Raw genomic sequence first — 19,381 nt, 5'->3', positions numbered from 1 at the left:
TCGACGATACATCCGATGAAAAAGGCGGCGGGGGAACGCCGAGGGTTTGGGCGGGCTGCTCCCCGACGTCGGCTCAGTGGGTGAAGGGCCGGCTGCGGGGGATGTCGGGGTTGAACTCGACGCCGAATCCGGGGGTCTCGGGCACGGTGATCCTGCCGTTCACGGGCACGGGTTCCCCGAGGAGCATCGGGGAGAACATCGGCACGATCTCCTCGGCGCTCGGGTGCATCATCAGGAACTCGCTGAACGGGCTGTTCGTGCGGGTGATGACGAAGTGGTAGGAGTACACGGATGAGCCGTGCGGCACCACCATCGCGCGGTGCGCGTCGGCGAGCGCGGAGATCTTCAGCAGCTCGGTGATGCCGCCGCACCAGCCCACGTCGGGCTGGATGATGTCGGCCGCGCCCATCTCGAGCAGCTGCCGGAAGCCCCAGCGGGTCGCCTCGTGCTCGCCGGTGGTGATCAGCATGCCCGGAGGGACGTTGCGCCGCAGCTGCTGGTAGCCCCAGTAGTCGTCGGGGATCAGCGCCTCCTCGAGCCACCGCAGCCCGTGCTCCTGGGCGCGGTGGGCGAGCCGGGTCGCGTAGTCGACGTCCAGGCTCATCCAGCAGTCGTACATCAGCCAGAAGTCGTCGCCGACCTTCTCGCGCATGTCGGCCAGCAGGGCGATGTTCTGCTCCATCCCCTCCTCGCCGTCGGCCGGGCCGTGGTGCAGCGGCATCTTCCCGCCGATGAAGCCGAGCTGCTGGGCGACGTCGGGCCGGGCGCCGGTGGCGTACATGATGAGCTCATCGCGCACCGGGCCGCCGAGCAGGGCGTACACCGGCTCCTGCCGCAGTCGGCCCAGCAGGTCGTAGAGGGCGAGGTCGACGGCGCTGATGGTGTTCAGCACGATGCCGCGGCGTCCGTAGAACAGCGTCGAGCGGTACATCTGGTCCCAGATCCGCTCGATGTCGGTGACCTTCGCGCCCTCGAGGAACCGCACCAGGTGCTTCTCGACGATCCACGCCCCGAGCTCGCCGCCGGTGGAGACCGCGAAGCCGACGGTGCCGTCGTCGGCCTCGATCTCGACCATCAGCGTGCCCAGCACGTTGAGCCCGAAGGACTGCCGGGAGTCCGCGTACTCGGGGTAGACGGACATCGGGGTGGCGATGTGGTCGTCGATCCAGTGGTCGGCGCCCTGGTCGTGGTAGTCGGCGCCGCCCCCGCTGACGGTGTAGGCGCGGACGTGGGCGATCGTGCGCTGGTGGGTGCTCATGCGCTGTGCTGCTCCTGGTCGAAGCGGACGAGGATCTTGCCGGCGGGGCCGTGGCCGGCCGCCAGCTCGGTGAAGGCGTCCTGCGCCTGCTCGGGCGGGACGATGCGGCTGACCAGCGGGGCGACCTGGTCGGCGTGCTCGCCGATCCAGGCGGTGGCGTCGGCGAACTCCTGCGCGGAGTAGGTGAAGGAGCCGATCACCGTGCGCTCCTCGGTGCTGATGGCGAAGGCCGGCAGCTCCAGCCGGGGCGCTCCCATGCCCACCAGCACGACCCGGCCGCCGAGGGCGGTCGCGGCGAGCGCATCGGCCATGGTGCGGCTGAGGCCGACGGCGTCCACGGCGAGGTCGGCGGGCCCGCCGAGCGCGCCGGCGACCAGCTCGGCGAGGGCTCCGGCGGCCGGGTCGATCGCGATCACCCCGAGGGCGGCGATCAGCTCCCGCCGCTGCGGGTTCATCTCCGAGACCACGATGCTGCGCACCCCCTGCATCTGCAGGGCCAGGACGACGCTCTGGCCGATCGGTCCGCCGCCGATGACCAGGACCCGGTCCTCGGGCTCGGGTCGTCCGCGTCGCACGGCGTGGACGGAGACGGCGAGCGGCTCGATGAGCGCGCCCAGGTGCAGCGGCAGGGCGGGGTCCAGCAGCAGCACGTTGCGTGCCGGGACCACGACGTAGTCGGCGAAGGACGCCGGGAGGTGCTGGGCGACGCCGATCACCTGCTTGCCGGGGGCGTGGTGCTCGCGCCCGCGGTAGTCCTCGAGCTGCTCCGGCGGCACCACGACGGGGTTGAAGGTCGCCGGGGCGCCGAGCGGCAGGGCGGCGGCGTCCACGCCCTCGCCGAGCGCGGCGATGGTGCCGGAGGACTCGTGGCCCATGATCTGGCCGGGGACGCGGCGGCCGTTCTCCCCGGAGAAGCCGTGGAAGTCGGAGCCGCAGATGCCGGTGGCGGCGACCCGCAGCAGCACCTCGCCGGGTCCCGGTTCGGGGCGCTGGGTCTCGACGACGTCGAGACGGTGGAAGTCGGTCAGGACGAGTGCTCGCATCGATGTTCCTCCGCAGGGTCGGAATCGACGTGGTGGGAGCGCACTGCACCGTGCCGGGCCCGCTGGTCTGTCCACGTCGACGCTCTTCGAACCTACCCGCCGCGGCACTGCGGAGGACGGAGAAGCCGATACGGTTTCCGAAAATCCTATATCCAAGATTGGTAACGTGTGCCGTGACCGGCGACGTGGACAGCCAGCGATGATGAGGCTGTCCACGACACACTCGACGAAGAGGACGACCATGACTGCTGATCAGGAATTCTCAGGGCTCGCGGCCATCGTGACCGGCGGCGGCGCCGGCATCGGGGCTGCCACCATCCGCGCCCTGCAGGCGCGCGGCGCGCGGACCGCCGCCCTCGACCTCGACCCCTCCGGCGCTCCGGAGGGCGCGCTGCAGATCCAGGTCGACGTCACCGACTCGGCGGCGGTGAGGGCGGCGGTCGACCGCGCCGCCGAGGAGCTGGGCGGGCTCGACATCGTCATCAACAATGCGGGGATCGGCGCCCAGGGCCAGGTCGACGCCAACGACGACGCCGAATGGGCACGGGTGCTGGACGTCAACGTCATCTCGGTGGCCCGCGTGACCAGCGCGGCCCTCCCCCACCTGCGGAGGTCCTCGCATGCGGTGGTCGTCAACACCGCCTCGATCGCCTCGATGCTGGGCCTTCCCGAACGCGCGCTCTACTCCGCCTCCAAGGGCGCCGTGCAGTCGCTGACCCTGGCCATGGCCGCGGACTGGGTCGCCGAGGGGATCCGTGTCAACGCCGTGGTGCCCGGGACCGCGAACACCCCGTGGATCGGCCGGCTGCTGGAGAAGGCCGACGATCCCGAGGCCGAGCGGGCCGCGCTCAGCGCCCGTCAGCCCCACGGCCGACTGGTCGAGCCCGAGGAGGTGGCCGAGGCCCACTGCTACCTCGCCTCCCCGCGCAACCGCTCGACCACCGGCGTGCTGCTGCCGATCGACGGCGGCATGACGAACCTCCGCACCCGGTCCTGACCAGCCCGGCACCACCATGAGGCCCCGCCGGAGCGTTCTCCGGCGGGGCCTCGTCGTGCGCCCGGATCAGGACCGTGCGTCGGCCGCGTCCTGCGCGGCCTTCAGGGCGGTGGCCCGCTCCGCGCGTCGGCCCAGCCAGCCCATCATCGGCGCCGAGGCGATCGCGAGGACCACGAGCACGATCAGCACGGCGCTGATGGGACGGGTGAAGAACTGGGTGAGGTCCCAGTTCGTCTTGATCACGGACTGCATGAAGGTGCGCTCGACGATCGGTCCCAGCACGATGCCGAGCACCACCGGGGCCAGGGGGATGCCGCCCTTCTCGAACAGGTACCCGAGCACGCCGAACACCACCATCAGGCCCACCTCCAGGTAGCCGTTGTTGATCGCGAAGGCGCCGCAGATCGAGATCGCCACGATCAGCCCCATCAGCACCGACCGCGGGATCCGCAGCACCAGGCCGGAGACCCGGATCAGCAGGAAGCCCAGCGGCAGCAGCAGCAGGTTCGCGATGATGAAGATGATGTACAGCGCGTACAGCGTGTCCGTCTGGTAGAGGAACAGGTCCGGCCCCGGCGTGATGCCCTTGACCAGCAGCACGCCGATGAGGATCGCGGTGATGGTGTCGCCGGGGATGCCGAAGGCCAGGGTGGGCACGTACGCCGAGGCGATGCCCGCGTTGTTCGCGCTCGAGGCCCCGCTGATCGCTTCGATCCGCCGGTCGTCCGCGGAGTCCTTCCCCGGGCGGATGCGGCTGGTCGCCCGGGTGAAGGCGTAGGCGATCCAGGCCGCGATGTCGGCGCCCGCGCCGGGCAGGGCGCCGACGACGCCGCCGATGGTGGAACCGGAGGCGACCCGGCCCTTGTTCCGCCAGATCGCGGCGAAGGTGGGACGCACGGCGCCGGCACCGTCGATCCTCGGGATCGGCAGCGACTCCCCCTTGCGCGCGGTCACGGCGCGCAGCACCTCGGACAGGCCGAACAGGCCGATCATCGCCGCGATGAAGTCGACGCCGCGGTACAGCTGCTCCTCCCCGAAGGTGAAGCGCGGATGACCGAGCGTGACATCGAGGCCGACGGTCGAGATCAGCAGCCCCGCCATGAGGGCGATGCCGCCCTTGAGCTGCGCCCCCTTGGACACGATGACCGCCGCCGTCAGGCCCAATACGGCCACCCAGAAGTACTCGTAGCTGGTGAAGCGCAGGGCGAACTCGCCCAGCAGCGGGGAGACGAAGATCAGCACCACGGCGCCGAACAGGCCGCCGATCACCGAGCTGATCAACGAGACCCCGAGGCCGAGCGCACCCTTGCCGTTGCGGGTCAGGGCGAAGGCGTCCTCGGTGTAGGCCGCGCTGGACGGCGTGCCCGGGATGCGCAGCAGGGCGCTGGGGATGTCGCCGGCGAAGATCGTCATCGCCGACATGGTGATGATGGCGGCGATGGCCGGCACCGGGTCGAGGAAGAAGGTGAACGGCACCAGCAGGGCGGCGGCGAGCGTCGCCGTCATCCCCGGCAGCGAGCCGATCACCAGACCGAAGACGGCCGCCAGCAGCACGACCAGGATCGTCGTGGGGTCCGCCACCAGCTGCAGGGCGCTCTGGATGTCATCGCCCATGTCAGAACCCCGGGATGATGCCGTCGGGCAGCTGGACCATCAGGCCCTGCTCGAACATGGCCCACAGGGCCAGCGAGGTGATCACCCCGGTCGCCACGGCGACCCACCACTTCGCCCGCAGGGACCGCACGATGGCGGTGACCAGCAGGGCCATGGTGAGCGGGAAGCCGATGATCTCCGCGAACAGCACGTAGAAGACGATGCCGCCCATCAGGACGACGCCGTTGATCCAGCGCCGGGGTCCGTCGGAGCCGACGTCGGTGTCCATCACCGCGGCGGTCGACACCACGGGGTCCTCCACATCCTCGCCGCCCGGCAGGGCCCCACCGCGGGAGGCGGTGGTCGCAGCGGAGCTCGCCGCCGCCCCGGCGCCGAGGGCGTCGAGCTCGGCCCGGTGACTGCCCTCGCGGCGGGCGGCGAGCAGGCTGGTGAGGGCCAGCAGCACGCCGAACAGGATCAGCAGGCCGCCGATCATCATCGGGAACAGGCCCGGACCGGGGATCCCCTCCCGGATGTAGGGCATCGAGGCGCCGTAGGGGATCACGGCCGCCCCGACCGCGACCGAGATCGCGCCGATGACGAGGTTGCCCCGGACCGCGCCGGTCGCGCTCGTGGTCGCAGCGGCGGTCACTTCGCGAGACCCGCTTCCTGCATGACCTCGCCCTTGGCCGCGTCGTCCTCGCGCATCAGGGTCTGGAAGTCCTCGGCGCCCGCGTACTTCACGCCCAGCCCCGAATCGGTCATGAACTCGTTGAACTCGTCGGACTCCGCGATCAGTCCGAGATGGCACTCGAGCTCCTCGACGACGGTGGGCTCGATGCCCAGCGGCCCGGCGATGCCGCGCCACACGGACATGGAGTAGTCCGAGCCGAGCTGCTCCTGCAGCGTCTCGACGTCGGGGAACGCCGGATCGCGCTCGGATCCCATCACCCCGAGCGCCTTCGCACGTCCGGAGTCGAGCATGGTCTTGGACTCCCCGAGCGCGTTGGTGGTCATGTCGATGCCACCGGCGACGAGCTCCTGGAGCGCCGGGGCCGCGCCCTCGGAGGGCACGAAGTTCACGGCGTCGAGCGGGATGTCGTTGTCCAGCAGCATGCCCATCAGCGCCAGGTGCCAGATGCCACCCTGGCCGGTGCCCGAGGCGGTGACCTCACCCGGGTTCTCCTTGATGTGGGTCAGCAGCTCCTCGGCCGTCTCCCATTCGGCGTCGGCGGCGACGGTGATGCCGGCGCCGTCCTCGTTCATCTGCGAGATGGCGGTGAGGTCCTCGCCGCTGATGTCGGTCAGGCCCTGGTGGTGCATCATGCCGATCTCGACGGTGACCAGGCCGATGGTCTGGCCGTCGGGCGCCGCGTCCACCATCGCCTGGTGGCCCACCACACCGGAGCCGCCGGTGCGGTTGACGACGTTGACGTTGGTGCCGATCTGGCCGGAGAGCTGATCGCCGATGAGGCGGGCGACGCCGTCGGTGCCGCCGCCGGCCGCCCAGGGCACGACGAGCTCGATCGGGCCGCTCGGGTAGTCGGCGTTGACGTCGTTGCACGCCTGGACCGCGTCGGAGGCGGCCCCGCCGGAGCTGCCGCCGGTTCCGCCCGAGCAGCCGGCGGCGACCAGGGCGAGGGCTGCGGCTCCGGCGAGCCCGGACAGCAGATTGCGGGTACGAGGGGTGTTCGTCATGACGGACTCCACTTCATCGTGCGTTCGGGGGACTTCCTGCACCTCGACGCGGGCTGCCGCACTGCTGTGTGCTCAGGTCCGGAGGGCCGGGATTCTCGGCGTCGAGATGGCAGGAAAGCTACCAACGGCTCGGGCGGGGAAACCCGCCGGAGCGATCCGCGATCCGGAAATCCTATATGCGATATTGGTAAGGTGGGCCACATCAGCCCTGCGACCTGCGGCGATGGCGGCATGCGCGAGTGCGCCGACACCGGATCGTGATCCCCGCGGTCGGGCCCTGCGCCGCACTGCACGCCCACCCGTCCCAGGAGGACCCGATGGCCCGCATCGAGCAGATCGACTGGTTGGAGACGTTCGTGGCGGTGATCGACCACGGCAGCTTCTCCGGAGCCGCCCGCGCGCTGCACCGCGCGCAGTCCCGGGTGAGCACGCACGTCGCCACGCTCGAGAAGGCGCTCGGCGGGACGCTCGTGGACCGCAGTCACCGCCCGATCGGGCCGACGGAGCTCGGCACCGCCTTCCTGCCCCATGCCCGCGCCGTCCTCGCGGCGCTCGAGCGCGGGGTCGAAGCCGTCGACGCGCATGCGGGCACCCCGCGCGGGCGGGTGGTGATCGGCTGCCATCCCAGCGTCAGCGCCGGCTTCCTCCCCGGCGTGCTCGCCGCCGTCCACGCCGTGCACCCGTTCGTGCGGGTCGAGCTCACCGAGCACACCACCCCCGACCTCGTCTCCGGCCTGCTCACGGGCCGCTTCCAGATCGCGATCCACTCCCTCGCGGCCGACCCGCCCTCGGCCGAGCTGCAGAGCATCCACCTGTGGACGGAGCCCTTCGTCGCGGTGGTGCCCCCGGATCATCCGATCCTCCCGGACGACGAGGTGCCGCCCGGCGGCCTGGACCCGCGGGCCATCGCCGAGCACCCGCTGATCGCCATCGCGCAGCCGGGCACCACCGTCGATCCCGACACCGGCTCCGCGCTGAGCGCCTGGGGGCTCGAGCTCCCCCTGGCCTGGCAGTCGGAGCAGCCGCAGTCGGTGGTGAACCTGGCGCGCGCCGGCCTGGGCGTCGGGGTGCTGAACGCGCTGGCGGCGGCGATCTCCGACACCAGCGGCATGGCGGTGGTGCCGGTGGGCACGCTCGAGGCGGGACGACAGGTCGCGGTCACCCGGGACCGGCGCTCGGCCTCGTCGCCGAGCGTGGACGTCGTCTTCCGCGCGATCCTCGAGGCCGCTCCCCCGCCGGGGGTGCAGCCGGCCCGCCCGCACGGCTGAACCGCAGCACTGAGAGGGGGCCCGCTCCGGCACTCGCTTGACGCCGCCGGAGGACCCGTAGATCCTATAGGCCGTGCGGGTCGGCGCGGCGATGCGCTGGCCGAACCTTCCAGCGGCGCCGATCCCCCGGCCCGGCCCACCCTTCTCGTGATGAAGCGACCAGGAGCTCCCGTGACCGACGCCCCCACCTCCGCCCCCAGCACGCTGCGCTCACCGCTCTACGGGGCGATGGACCGGATCCCGGGCGGCACCATGGTGATCCCGCTGATCCTGGGCGCGATCGTGGGCACCTCCGCCCCGGGATTCCTCGAGCTCGGCAGCTTCACCACGGCCCTGTTCGCCACCCCGATGCCGATGATGGCCCTGGTCATCTTCGCCACCGGCATGCAGATCACCCCGCGCTCGATCGGCCCAGTGGCGGGCACCACCGGGGCGATCCTGCTCGGCAAGACCATCGTGCCCGGACTGCTGGTGGTCGGCCTGGGCTTCCTGGTGGGGCTGGACGGGATCCTGGGGATCTCGATCGTGGCGATGCTCGCCACCTTCGACAACTCCAACGGCGGCATCTGGCTGGCGTTCACGGGGAAGTACGGCACCCGGACCGACCGCGGCGCCTACGTCGCCTCCGCGGTGAACGACGGGCCCTTCTTCACCATGCTGTTCATCGGGGCCGCGGGCCTCGGCTCGATACCGCTGGACGCCTTCGCCGCCGCGATCATCCCGCTGATCCTCGGCATCGTCGTGGGCAACATCGACCACCGCTGGACCGAGATCATGCGCCCGGTCCCCACGATCGTGATCCCCTTCTTCGCCTTCGGCCTCGGGACCGGGATCGACATCAGCGCGATCCTCACCGGCGGCCTGACCGGCATCGTGCTGGGCCTGCTGGTCACGCCGTTCACCGGCGGCACCACCTACCTCGCCTACCGCTTCCTGCTGCGGCGCGGCCGGCGCGCCGGGATCGGGGTGGTCGCGGGCACCACCGCCGGCAACTCGATCGTCACCCCGGCGATCATCGCCGCCGCCGATCCCCGCTTCGAGCAGTACGTCGACGTCGCCACCGTGCAGGTCGCCACGGCGGTGCTGATCTCCGCGATCACCGCGCCGCTGCTGGCGGCCTGGGTGCTCCGCCGCAACGGCACCCTGAGCAATCCCGACGAGGACGGGTTGGACGAGCGCGGGAACCCGCCGACGTCGGCCGCCCCGGCCGTCGCCGCCGCACCGATCGCCTCGGCTGCCGGCGACCGCGAGGACGACCTCGACGGCGACCCGCGCCTCGCGTCCCGCCGCCGCCCGTGAGCGCGCCCCGCCCCCGCCTCGGTCGCGCCCACCTGATCTGGGCCGTCGGTGTCTTCGCGTACCTCTGCGCCGTCTCCGGCCGCGCCGCCTTCGGGGTGGCCAGCGTCGAGGCCTCCGAGCGCTTCGGGGTCGACGGCGCGGTGCTGAGCCTGTTCGGCGTCGTGCAGCTGGGCACGTACGCGGCCGCGCAGATCCCCGCCGGGCTGCTGCTGGACCGCATCGGTCCGCGCCGCATGCTGGTGCTCGGGGCGGTGACGATGGCCGCCGGCCAGGTGCTGCTGGCCCTGGCCACGGAGGTGCCCACCGCATTGATCGCCCGGCTCCTCACCGGTGTCGGGGACGCGGCCACCCTGATCAGCGTGGTGCGGCTGATCGCCACGTGGTTCCCCACCGCCCAGGTGCCGGTGTTCACGCAGCTCGCGACCATGATCGGACAGTTCGGTCAGGCCGTCGCCGCGGTGCCGTTCCTCGCGCTGCTGGTGGGGATCGGCTGGAGCGTGGCGTGGTCGTCGCTGGCCTTCCTCCTGCTGTTCAGCGTGCTGCTGGTGATCGCCGTGGTGCGGGACGAGCCGCCCGGGGACCCCGACGCCGCTCCCCCGGTCCCGGCGCGGCCGGGGCAGGTGCTGCGGGACGTGTTCACCTCGCGCGCCGCCTGGTCGGGCTTCTTCCTGCACTCGCTGACGCTGCTGACGGTGAACTCCTTCCTGTTCCTGTGGGGCGTGCCCTACATGACCCACGGCCACGGCCTCGGACCCGCCGAGGTGGGCACCCTGCTCACGGTCAACGTCGTGCTCATGGTCGCGATCGGCCCGGTGATCGGGGTGGTCACCGGCCGGTTCCCGCGCCATCGCGCCCGGCTGGGCTGGATCGCCGGCGGCATCCTCACCCTCGCCTGGGCGGGCACGCTGCTGGCACCGGGCCAGCTCGCGGCCTGGCAGCTGATGCCGCTGATCATCGCCCTGGCGATCGGGTCGGCGACCTGCTCGGTGGGCTTCGACCTGGCCCGCACCGGCGTCCCCCCGCAGGCGATCGGCACCGCCACCGGCATGGTGAACATCGGCGGCTACTCCACCTCGCTGCTGGCGGTGCTCCTGATCGGCGTGATGCTGGACGTGCTGGCCCCGGACCGCCCTGCAGGACTCGACGACTACCGGATCGCGTTCGCCTCCATGGGCGTGCTCATGCTCGCCGCCGCGCTCGGGCTGCTCCTGACCACCCGCCGCCGCCGCCGCGATCCCGCCTGAGCCGGCGCGCATCGAAGCGCGCCCTGGTTTCGCGGAAACATCCGATCTCTCTTCAGGCCTACCTCTTGTCATCGTCGTCACACTTCTATATGTTGTGATGACTTCGTATAGAAAGGACCGTGACGATGACGTCACCCCGCTTCGGCGTGGCCGCCCTGCGCTCTCTGGCCACCGCCATGCTCGAGGCTGCCGGTGTGACCACGCCCGCCGCAGAGCTGGTCGCCCGGTCGCTCGTCGCGGCCGATCAGGCCGGGATCTACTCGCACGGGCTGCTGCGTCTGCCTCTCTACCTCAGCACCATCGCCGCCGGCGGTATTGATCCCACCTCTTCTCCGGAGGTCGTGCGCCGGCACGGGGCGGTCACCGTGCTCGACGGCGCCGCCGCCTTCGGTCAGGTCACGATGCAGCGGGCGGTGGACCTCGCGGCCGAGTCCGCCCGCACCCATGGCATCGCCACCGTCGCCGTGCAGGGCTCGAGCCACTTCGGGGCCGGCCAGTTCTGGGTCAACCAGCTGACCGAGCAGGGCATCGCCGGGATCCTGACCTCCACCACCGGACCGATTGCGGCGCCCTTCGGCGGCTCGCGGCCGATCCTCGGCACCAATCCGCTCACCATCGGCCTGCCCTCGGCCGGCCCGAACCCCCTGGTCGCCGACCTCGCGACCACCGCGGGCGCCTACGGCAAGGTCGTCGCCGCCCGCAACGAGGGCACCGACATCCCCGCCGGCTGGGGCGTCGACGCGAACGCCGCCCCCACCACCGACCCCGCCGCCGTGCTCGAGGGCGGCGCCCTGCTGCCCTTCGGCGGCCACAAGGGCTCCGGCATCGCCGTGCTGCTGGAGGGCCTGTCCGCCGCGCTGACCAGCGCTGCCTTCGCCTTCCGCACCGTGGACATCTGGCAGGACCAGTCCTCCCGGATGAACACCGGTCATCTCCTGATCGCGCTGGATCTCGCCGCCTTCGGCGACCCCGGGGCGATCCGGACCAGGGTCGCGCAGCTCCAGGACGAGGTGCGCACCTCGAACCCGGACGGCTCGGTGCTCTCCCCCGGTGACCTCGAGCACGCCCGCCTCACCGCGAACGCCGACACCGTCGAGCTGGCGGCGTCGACCGTGGCGGAGCTCCGCCTCCTCGCCACCCAGCACTCCCTCCCGTTCCCCGCCCCTCTGCCCGAAGGGACTCCGTGATGACACCCCTGACCCCTGCCGTGCCGGCCTCCGGTGGCGCCCGACGGCGCCGTCGGGGCGCCACGACCCTCGCCGCGGCGCTCTCCGTCCTCGCCCTGGCCGGGTGCGGGCTCTGGCAACCGGTCGACACCAGTCAGATCGAGAAGGCCACCGTCGACCCCGACGCCCGGGTGATCCGCTTCGCCCACCAGTACGACCCCGCCCATCCCGTCGAGTCCTGCGGCGCGGCGACCCTGCGCACCGAGCTGGCCGACGACGGCTTCGCGGTCGAGACCTACCCCTCCGGCCAGATCGGCGGAGAGGGCGAGACCACCGAGCAGATCGCCACCGGCGGTCTTGAGCTCGGCGTCGTCGGCCCCTCCTTCCTGGGCATCTGGTACCCCGACGCCGCCGTGCTCGATGCGCCGTTCCTGTTCACCGACGTCGAGCAGTTCGACGAGGCCACCAACGGCCCGATCATGGAGCAGGTCTACGAGGAGATGGCCGCCGAGACCGGGCTGCGGGTCAACAGCACCTGGTACTACGGCACCCGCCACATCACCGCTAACAAGGAGATCAACACTCCCGATGACCTGGCCGGGCTGAAGATCCGCACCCCCGACGCGCCGCTGTACATCACCAGCTTCGCGATCATGAACGGCAGCGCCACCCCGATGGCGCTGTCGGAGGCCTACCTCGGGCTCCAGCAGGGCGCGATCGACGCGCAGGAGAACCCGATCCCCACCATCGACGTCCAGAAGTTCTACGAGGTGCAGGACTACCTCAACCTCACCGGGCACATGGTCCAGGCCGTCAACATCGTCTCCTCCGAGCGCTTCGTGGAGTCGCTGACCGCCGACGAGCGGACCGGACTCGAGGACGCCATGGAGAAGGCCCGCATCGCCACCCGCGACTGCATCGTCGAGGCCGAGCAGGAGACCCTCCAGCGCTGGAAGGACGAGGACGTGATCACCGTCAACGACGAGGTCGACGTCGCCGCCTTCCAGGGCCTCATCGCCGAGGAGTTCCCCAGCCAGGTGCCGTGGGGCGACCTCTACCTCGAGATCCAGGAGTCGGTCCGATGAGCATGCAGTCGCCCAAGCCCATCGAGGGCGCCCACGACGGCCAGGTCCCCGACCTGGACACGTACATCGAGCGGGACTACTACGAGCGGCGTTTCCGGCCCTACCGCTGGCTGGTGGACGCCGAGCGGTATCTCGCCGGCGCGCTGCTGATCGCGGTGTTCGCCGTGATCATCTTCCAGGTGTTCACCCGCTACGTGCTGGACATGCCGCTGTCCTGGAGCGAGGAGGTGGCGCGCCTGCTGGTGGTGTGGCTGACCTTCGTCGGCGCCGGGTTCGTGGCCTCCCGCAACGCGCACATCGCGGTGGACATCCTCGCGGTGTACCTGCCGAAGAAGCTGGCCACCGCCTCCCAGATCTTCGCGATGCTCGTGGTGGTGGCCGCCTCCGCCTACATGGTCTGGGCCGCGCTCTCCCTCATGGTGCTGACCGGTCCGCTCCAGATGACGGCCACCTCGCTGCCCATGCCCCTGCTCTACGGCGCGGTGTTCGTCGGCTACCTGATGATCCTGGGCCACACGGCCCTGAACATCGTCATGTACCTGCGCCACCCCGCCGAGATCCCGGACGCGGTCGAGAAGGCCGCCGCGATGGAAGGTCTGTGACCTGATGGTTCTGCTGATCATGTTCGCAGCCCTGCTGGTGCTGCTCGCCCTGCGCGTCCCGGTGTGGATCGCCCTGCTCATCCCCTCGATCGTCTACATCATCCTCGACGAGACCGCGACCGCCGCGCTGGCCGCGCAGCAGACCGCCTCCGGGGTCTTCGACTTCGCGATCCTCGCGGTGCCGATGTTCATCCTGCTGGGCAACCTGGCCAACGTCTCCGGCGCCACCGACCGCCTGTTCGACGCCGCCACCAGCGCCATCGGCCATGTGCGCGGCTCGCTGGGCTACGTCAACATCGCCACCAGCTTCGGCTTCTCCTGGATGAGCGGCGCGGCCATCTCCGACGCCGCGGCGATGGGCCGCATCCAAGTGCCGGCGATGAAGCAGCGCGGCTACCCGGAGGGCTTCGCCCTCGGCATCACCGGCGCCTCCTCGCTGATCGCGCCGATGATCCCGCCCTCGATCCCCGCGATCATCTACGCGGTGACCGCCGGACTGTCGGTGAGCTCGCTGTTCATGGCCGGGATCGTGCCCGCTCTGGTGCTGGTCGTGGCCCTGTGCATCATGGTCTGGATCCAGACCCGCAAGCGCGACGACCTGCGCCTGGAGAAGCCGCCGGCGGCGAAGCGCGTCAAGGACGTCGTCAAGGCGCTGCCGGTCGCGGGCGCCGCGATCATCATCCTGGGCGGCATCCTCTCGGGCATCGTCACCCCCACCGAGGCCTCCGCGCTGGGCGTCGCCTATGTCGCGATCCTCGCGCTGTGCTACCGCACCCTGAACGGGAAGTCACTGGGCCGGATCGCCGCCTCCACGGTGGAGACCACCGGCAGCGTGCTGATCATCGTCACCAGTGCCTCCCTCTTCGGCTGGGTCCTGGCCCGCGAGCAGGCCCCCCAGGTGATGACCGAGCTGATCCTGCAGGTCACGGACCGGCCTCTGGTCTTCCTGCTGCTGGTGAACATCCTGCTGCTGATCGTCGGCGCGGTCCTGGAGCCGACCGCGGCGATCCTCATCCTGGTTCCGGTGCTGGCCCCGATCGCCGACGTGTACGGCATCGACCCCGTGCACTTCGCCGTGCTCATGATCTTCAACCTGATGATCGGTCTGCTCACCCCGCCGGTGGGGCTGGTGCTGTTCGTGCTGTCCTCGGTGACGAAGGTGCCGGTGACGAGGGTGATCAAGGGCGTGCTGCCCTTCTTCGTCCCGATGCTCGCGGTGCTGCTGCTGATCACCTTCGTCCCGTTCATCAGCACCTGGCTGCCGGGGCTCGTGGGCGGCTGAGGTGGTCTACACGGCATCCCCGGCGAGGCCCTTGCCGCCCGTCCACGACAGCACGCCCGCCTCCCGCGTCCTGCCCGCCCGGCGGAGCGTTCCGCCCCCGGCCCGCGCGGCGCCGGAGAGCGTGTACGAGGCGCTGCGCACCCGGATCGTCCAGCACGACCTCGAACCCGGCGCGCGGATCTCGATCAGCGAGGAGGCCCGCCGGCTCGGGGTCTCGCAGACCCCCGTGCGCGAGGCCCTGCACCGCCTCGAGGGCGACCGTCTGGTGGTGCGCTCCGCCTCCCGCGGATACGACGTCACCTCACTCATCGACCACGCCGAGCTGGTCGCCCTGTTCGAGGTGCGGCTGCTGCTGGAGCCCTGGGCCGCCCGCGAGGCCGCCACGGAGAGGTTGTCGAACCCCGGCCCGCGGCTGCGGGCGGAGCTCGACGCCCTGGCCGCGCTGCACGGCGGCGGACGGGCCGCCCAGGCGCAGCGAGCGGTCCATGATCGGCTCTTCCACCTGGAGATCCTGCAGGCCTCGGGCAACGCGCTGCTGCCGACGACGTTCGAGCAGCTGCACGCCCATGTGCACGTCTTCCGGCTCCACCAGGTCGATGCCGAGGGCGCGGCGACCTGCGCCGAGCACGCCGCGATCACCGAGGCGATCGAGGCCTGCGCCCCGGACGCCGCCGAGGAGGCGATGCGCGCCCACCTGCTGGGCTCCTTCTCCCGCCTGTCGGCCGGCTTCTCGGCGGGCGCCTCCGCGCCGAGCTCCGTTCCCCGCGAGGCCCGGGCCCGCCTGCGCTGAGCAGTGGCGATGCGCCCTTCCGGAGGCCCTCCGCCCGGGTGCGACCCGGTCAGCCGACGCGCAGGCCGCCGTTGAGGTTGTACGTGGCGCCCGTCGTGAAGCCTCCGAAGGGGCCGACGAGGAAGGCGACCAGCTCGGCCAGCTCCTCGACGGTGCCGAGCCGCCCCACCGGGGTGCGGGCCACGAACTGCTCGCGCCGCTCCCCCTCGAGGCGTCCGCCCATGATGTCGGTGTCGATGTTGGCCGGGGCGATCGCCGCGGTGGTGACGCCGGTGCCGGCGACCTCCTTGGCGAGGCCGCGGATCAGTCCCTCGACGCCGGCCTTGGAGGCGGCGTAGGCGGAGGTCGAGAAGTTCCCGCCGCCGTCCTGCGCGGCGGTCGAGCTCAGCGCCACGATCCGGCCCAGGCCCTGCGCGAGCATCCCGGGCAGCACGCGCTGGGCGAGGTGGAAGGTGCCCAGGGTGTTGATCGAGAGCACCCGCAGGAACTCGGCGCTGGTCAGCTGCAGGAAGGGGGTGGGGTTCGCGATGCCCGCGCAGGTGATCAGGGCGCCGATCGCGGGCAGCGCCGGGTCCTGCTCGACGGCGGTGATCGCCGCGTCCACGTCCGCCTGCTCGGCGACGTCGACCCGGGCGGTGAGCACCGCGGGGGCGCCGGCGGCGCGGGCCTCGCGGGCGGCGTCGGCGAGGCCGTCCGGATCGAGGTCGAGCAGGGCCAGCGGGCGACCCGCGGCGGCGAGCCGCAGCGCGACCCCGCGCCCGATCCCGCGCGGGGAGGCGGCGCCGGTGACGACGGCGGTGAGCTCGGCGATGCGGGCCTCCTCGGCCGCGGAGCGCTCGCTCATGCCGCGCCGCCCCGCGGGGAGTTCACGGTGTTGCGCGGGGCGCGCCCCGCCGCGACGGCCATCACCTCGTCGAGCACCTCGGCGCCGGTGGCGCGGGCGAAGTCCGCCGTCCAGCACAGCGAGTGCGGCGTCAGCACCACGTTCTCGAGCCCGATCAGGGGGCTGTCGGCCGGGAGCGGCTCGACCTCGAAGACGTCCAGCCCCGCCCCGGCGAGGGTGCCGTCCTGCAGGGCGGTGACCAGGGCGCTCTCGTCGACCACCGCGCCGCGGGCGATGTTGATGAGGAACGCCGAGTCCTTCATCATCCCCAGCTCCCGGGCCCCGATGAGGTGGCGGGTGCCGGCATTGGCCGCGACCGTGACGATCAGGTAGTCGCTGCGGGCGATGACCTCGTCGAGCTCCAGCTGCTCGATGCCGACCTCGGCGCAGAAATCGGGCCGTGGCGAGCGGTTCCAGGCGATCACCTCGAGCTGCAGCGCGCGCAGCTGGCGCACCGTCTCCTGGCCGATCCCGCCCAGCCCGATCATGCCGATGGTGGCCTCGGCCAGTCCCGCCCCGCGGTACTGGGCCTTGCGGCCCCAGTCGGCCTCACGCACCAGGCGGTCCTTGGGCAGCAGGTTGTGGGCGAGGGCGAACAGGAAGGTCAGCGCGGTGTGGGCCATCGGCACCCGCAGCCCGGTGGGGGCGTTGGTGACGATGATGCCGCGCTCGTCGCAGGCGGCGAGGTCCACGGCGTCGAAGCCGGCGCCGAAGCGGGCCACATGCCGCAGGGTGGTGACCCCCTCGAGCTGCTCGGCGCCCAGTCGGGCGCCGCTGAGCAGCAGCACCGCGTCGAAGCCCTCGAGCTCGCCGGGCCGCAGCTCGCCGCCCTCGGTGCCGACGCGGGACCACTCGATGCCGTGCTCGACAAGGGTGCCCAGGCCGATGTCGCCGTAGATGGTGGAGCCGTCGGGCTCGGAGTAGTCCGCGGTGACGGCGAGCTTCCAGGCGGTCATGGCGTGAACTCCTCGGTGACCTCGGCGGGCTCGGGTTCGCGGTGCAGGCCCGCGCCGTGCCAGGCCTCGGGGTACTGCACGAAGCTGCGGTCCAGCGCCGCGATGCTGGTGGCCCCCAGCTGGCCCATGGCCAGCTCGAGCTCGCCGTCGAGGATGTCGATCACGTGCCGCACGCCCCGCTCGCCGTAGGCGGCGTTGCCGTAGCCCCAGGCCCGGCCGATGGAGACCAGGTCGGCGCCGACGGCGAGGGCCTTGGCGATGTCGTCACCGGTGCGGATGCCGGAGTCGAACACGACCGTCATCCGCCCGTCGACCGCGTCCACGATCGACGGCAGCGCGCTGATGGTGCTGGGCGAGGAGTCCAGCTGGCGGCCGCCGTGGTTGGAGACGTAGATGCCGTCGGCCCCGGCCTTCGCCGCGCGCAGCGCGTCCTCCGGGGTGAGGATGCCCTTGATGTAGATCGGGCCGTCCCACTGCCGGCGCACGTCCTCGATGTCTTCCCACGTCAGTGAGAGGTTCGCGAGGTACTTGGAGACGAACTCCTGGTGGGAGACGGCGTTGTCGCCCTGGATCTCGCCGGCCAGGTTGCGGAAGCCGATCGTCGGGGGGCGCATGATGGCCCGGGTCCAGTCGAGGTGTCGGATCGCCTGGACCGCATTGCGCGGGGTGATCTTCGGGGGGATCGACATGCCGTTCCGGTGGTCGCGGTAGCGCTTGCCGTTCAGCGGCACGTCCACGGTCACCACCAGCGCCTCGGCGCCGATCGCCTTCGCCCGGGAGATGAGGTTGGAGACGATCGTGGCGCTCTTGTACATGTACAGCTGATACCAGAGCGGGCCGGTGGCCTGCTCGGCGAGCTCCTCCATCGCCCAGTTCGAGGCGGTGGAGATGGTGAAGGGGATGTTCGCCTTCCCGGCGGCGCGCACCGCCCCCATCTCGCCCTCCCCGCCGATCATGCGCTGCAGGCCCAGCGGGCCGAGCACATAGGGGCGCTGCAGGGCCATGCCGTCGACGGTGGTGGAGGTGTCGATGCGGGAGATGTCGGTGAGCCAGCGCGGCCGAAAGGTGACCTTGGCCAGGTCGCGGCTGTTCGCCTCGAGGGTGGTCTCGTGGTTGGACGCCCCGTCGATGATGTCGAAGGCCATGGTGGGCAGGCGCTTCCTGGCCAGTTGCCGTACATCCTCGATGGACGGGGCGGCCTGCAGCGGATCCAGGCGGAAACCGCCGGCCGCGAGCATCTTGGCGAATTCGACGGCGCCGGACAGACGTGACTCGGCCATGGGTGAGCTCTCCTATGAGTTCGGTGCTGCTGCGGGGTGGACGACGGGTCCCGGGGCGCAGGCCCCGGGACCGGTCGGCTCAGTGCATGTGCTTGCCGCCGTCGACGTTGATCGAGGTGCCGTTGACGTAGCTGGAGTCCTCGCTGACCAGGAAGCTGATCAGGCCGGCCACCTCCTCGGGCTGGCCGACGCGCTCGAGCGGGATGTTGGCGCTCATCCCGGCCTTGCGCTCGTCGGTGAGGGTGCCGCCCATGATGTCGGTGTCGATCGGTCCGGGCAGGATCACGTTGGCGGTGATGCCGTACTTGCCGAGCTCGCGGGCGGCGCCGCGGGTCAGACCCTGCACAGCGGCCTTCGCGGCGGCGTAGCCGATCTTGGAGAAGGTGCCGCCGCCGTCGAGGGCGGTGATCGAGGAGGTGTTGACGATGCGACCGCCGAAGCCGCCCTCGATCATCCGCTTGGCCGCGGCCTGCATCATCAGCAGGGTGCCCTTGCCGTTGACGTCCATGACCCGGTCCCAGACGTCCGGGGTGAGCTCGAAGATCGAGTGGGGGCTGGGGATGCCGGCCAGGTTCACCAGGGCGGCGATCGGCGGCATCTCCTCGTCGATGCGCGCGAAGGCGGCGTCCACGGCGGCCTGGTCGGAGATGTCGACGCCGACGCCGATGACGGAGGCGCCGCCTTCCGCGATGAGCTCGGCGGCGAACGACTCGACGGCCGCGCCGTCGATGTCGGCCGCGACGACGCTCCAGCCCTGGGACAGGAGCTTGCGGACGACCTTGCGGCCGATGCCGCGCTCACCGCCGGCGCCGGTGACGATCGCCGTGCGCTGGGCCGGGAAGGGCTGGATCTTCTTGAGCTCGTAAGCCATGGGAGAACTCCGTTCGATGGGGGGGGTGGAGAGATCGGGTGATGAGGTCGTGGCTGCGGAGCAGCC

The 19,381-nt window shown here is 71.5% G+C and carries 18 protein-coding genes; 9 read left to right on the top strand and 9 right to left on the bottom strand.

Annotated elements, in window-relative coordinates; genetic code table 11:
• Window positions 1-73: 73 nt before the first annotated feature.
• Both rhmD and ACOJUI_RS00360 read right to left on the bottom strand, forming a co-directional pair.
• Window positions 74-1,258 (bottom strand): L-rhamnonate dehydratase, encoded by a 1,185-nt coding sequence (gene rhmD / locus ACOJUI_RS00365; RefSeq protein WP_422116133.1) that lies wholly within the window; start codon window positions 1,256-1,258, stop codon window positions 74-76.
• Complete coding sequence (locus tag ACOJUI_RS00360) at window positions 1,255-2,301, bottom strand: zinc-dependent alcohol dehydrogenase (RefSeq protein WP_422116132.1); 1,047 nt, start codon at window positions 2,299-2,301, stop codon at window positions 1,255-1,257. The genes rhmD and ACOJUI_RS00360 overlap by 4 nt, the downstream gene beginning before the upstream one ends.
• Window positions 2,302-2,542: 241 nt before the next feature.
• On the opposite strand from ACOJUI_RS00360, the gene ACOJUI_RS00355 reads away from it, so the two are divergent.
• Complete coding sequence (locus ACOJUI_RS00355) at window positions 2,543-3,298, top strand: SDR family NAD(P)-dependent oxidoreductase (RefSeq protein WP_422116131.1); 756 nt, start codon at window positions 2,543-2,545, stop codon at window positions 3,296-3,298.
• A 66-nt stretch (window positions 3,299-3,364) separates the two neighbouring features.
• Here ACOJUI_RS00355 and ACOJUI_RS00350 read toward each other — a convergent pair whose 3' ends face one another.
• From ACOJUI_RS00350 to ACOJUI_RS00340, 3 genes are read right to left on the bottom strand one after another with little or no spacing between them, the layout of a single operon-like run.
• Window positions 3,365-4,912 carry a tripartite tricarboxylate transporter permease gene (locus ACOJUI_RS00350; protein ID WP_422116130.1) on the bottom strand — a complete coding sequence of 516 codons (1,548 nt, stop codon included), beginning with the start codon at window positions 4,910-4,912 and terminating at the stop codon, window positions 3,365-3,367.
• A 1-nt stretch (window position 4,913) separates the two neighbouring features.
• Complete coding sequence (locus ACOJUI_RS00345; protein WP_422116129.1) at window positions 4,914-5,543, bottom strand: tripartite tricarboxylate transporter TctB family protein; 630 nt, start codon at window positions 5,541-5,543, stop codon at window positions 4,914-4,916.
• Window positions 5,540-6,589, bottom strand: coding sequence for a tripartite tricarboxylate transporter substrate binding protein (locus ACOJUI_RS00340; protein WP_422116128.1), 1,050 nt, complete (start codon window positions 6,587-6,589; stop codon window positions 5,540-5,542). Before ACOJUI_RS00340 ends, ACOJUI_RS00345 begins: the two co-directional genes overlap by 4 nt.
• A 317-nt stretch (window positions 6,590-6,906) precedes the next feature.
• On the opposite strand from ACOJUI_RS00340, the gene ACOJUI_RS00335 reads away from it, so the two are divergent.
• From ACOJUI_RS00335 to ACOJUI_RS00300, 8 genes are all read left to right on the top strand, one after another.
• Window positions 6,907-7,857 carry a LysR family transcriptional regulator gene (locus tag ACOJUI_RS00335; RefSeq protein WP_422116127.1) on the top strand — a complete coding sequence of 317 codons (951 nt, stop codon included), beginning with the start codon at window positions 6,907-6,909 and terminating at the stop codon, window positions 7,855-7,857.
• A gap of 171 nt (window positions 7,858-8,028) precedes the next feature.
• The gene (locus ACOJUI_RS00330) at window positions 8,029-9,156 is read left to right on the top strand and encodes a 2-keto-3-deoxygluconate permease (protein WP_422116126.1); all 1,128 of its coding nucleotides are present in this window, start codon (window positions 8,029-8,031) and stop codon (window positions 9,154-9,156) included.
• The gene (locus tag ACOJUI_RS00325; RefSeq protein ID WP_422116125.1) at window positions 9,153-10,400 is read left to right on the top strand and encodes an MFS transporter; all 1,248 of its coding nucleotides are present in this window, start codon (window positions 9,153-9,155) and stop codon (window positions 10,398-10,400) included. The genes ACOJUI_RS00330 and ACOJUI_RS00325 overlap by 4 nt, the downstream gene beginning before the upstream one ends.
• 125 nt (window positions 10,401-10,525) lie before the next feature.
• A complete protein-coding gene (locus ACOJUI_RS00320) occupies window positions 10,526-11,587 on the top strand; it encodes an Ldh family oxidoreductase (protein ID WP_422116124.1) in 1,062 nt (353 codons plus the stop codon).
• Window positions 11,587-12,651 carry a DctP family TRAP transporter solute-binding subunit gene (locus ACOJUI_RS00315; protein WP_422116123.1) on the top strand — a complete coding sequence of 355 codons (1,065 nt, stop codon included), beginning with the start codon at window positions 11,587-11,589 and terminating at the stop codon, window positions 12,649-12,651. The genes ACOJUI_RS00320 and ACOJUI_RS00315 overlap by 1 nt, the downstream gene beginning before the upstream one ends.
• Window positions 12,648-13,253 carry a TRAP transporter small permease gene (locus tag ACOJUI_RS00310; protein WP_422116122.1) on the top strand — a complete coding sequence of 202 codons (606 nt, stop codon included), beginning with the start codon at window positions 12,648-12,650 and terminating at the stop codon, window positions 13,251-13,253. The genes ACOJUI_RS00315 and ACOJUI_RS00310 overlap by 4 nt, the downstream gene beginning before the upstream one ends.
• Window positions 13,254-13,257: 4 nt before the next feature.
• Window positions 13,258-14,535, top strand: coding sequence for a TRAP transporter large permease (locus ACOJUI_RS00305; protein WP_422116121.1), 1,278 nt, complete (start codon window positions 13,258-13,260; stop codon window positions 14,533-14,535).
• Window positions 14,536-14,656: 121 nt separating this feature from the next.
• Complete coding sequence (locus tag ACOJUI_RS00300) at window positions 14,657-15,325, top strand: GntR family transcriptional regulator (protein ID WP_422116120.1); 669 nt, start codon at window positions 14,657-14,659, stop codon at window positions 15,323-15,325.
• A gap of 49 nt (window positions 15,326-15,374) precedes the next feature.
• On the opposite strand, the gene ACOJUI_RS00295 is transcribed toward ACOJUI_RS00300, so the two are convergent.
• From ACOJUI_RS00295 to ACOJUI_RS00280, 4 genes are all read right to left on the bottom strand, one after another.
• Complete coding sequence (locus tag ACOJUI_RS00295) at window positions 15,375-16,169, bottom strand: SDR family NAD(P)-dependent oxidoreductase (protein WP_422116119.1); 795 nt, start codon at window positions 16,167-16,169, stop codon at window positions 15,375-15,377.
• Entirely contained in the window at window positions 16,166-17,164 is a 999-nt protein-coding gene (locus tag ACOJUI_RS00290; protein WP_422116118.1) for an NAD(P)-dependent oxidoreductase, read from the bottom strand. The genes ACOJUI_RS00295 and ACOJUI_RS00290 overlap by 4 nt, the downstream gene beginning before the upstream one ends.
• Entirely contained in the window at window positions 17,161-18,444 is a 1,284-nt protein-coding gene (locus ACOJUI_RS00285) for an alpha-hydroxy acid oxidase (protein WP_422116117.1), read from the bottom strand. The genes ACOJUI_RS00290 and ACOJUI_RS00285 overlap by 4 nt, the downstream gene beginning before the upstream one ends.
• Window positions 18,445-18,523: 79 nt before the next feature.
• Complete coding sequence (locus ACOJUI_RS00280) at window positions 18,524-19,315, bottom strand: SDR family NAD(P)-dependent oxidoreductase (RefSeq protein WP_422116116.1); 792 nt, start codon at window positions 19,313-19,315, stop codon at window positions 18,524-18,526.
• Window positions 19,316-19,381: the final 66 nt, after the last annotated feature.

This window comes from Brachybacterium sp. UNK5269, from assembly GCF_049266655.1.
GTDB lineage: Bacteria > Actinomycetota > Actinomycetes > Actinomycetales > Dermabacteraceae > Brachybacterium.
Note: the sequence above shows the minus strand (reverse complement) of the source record. Positions and strands in the feature narration are given on the sequence as shown.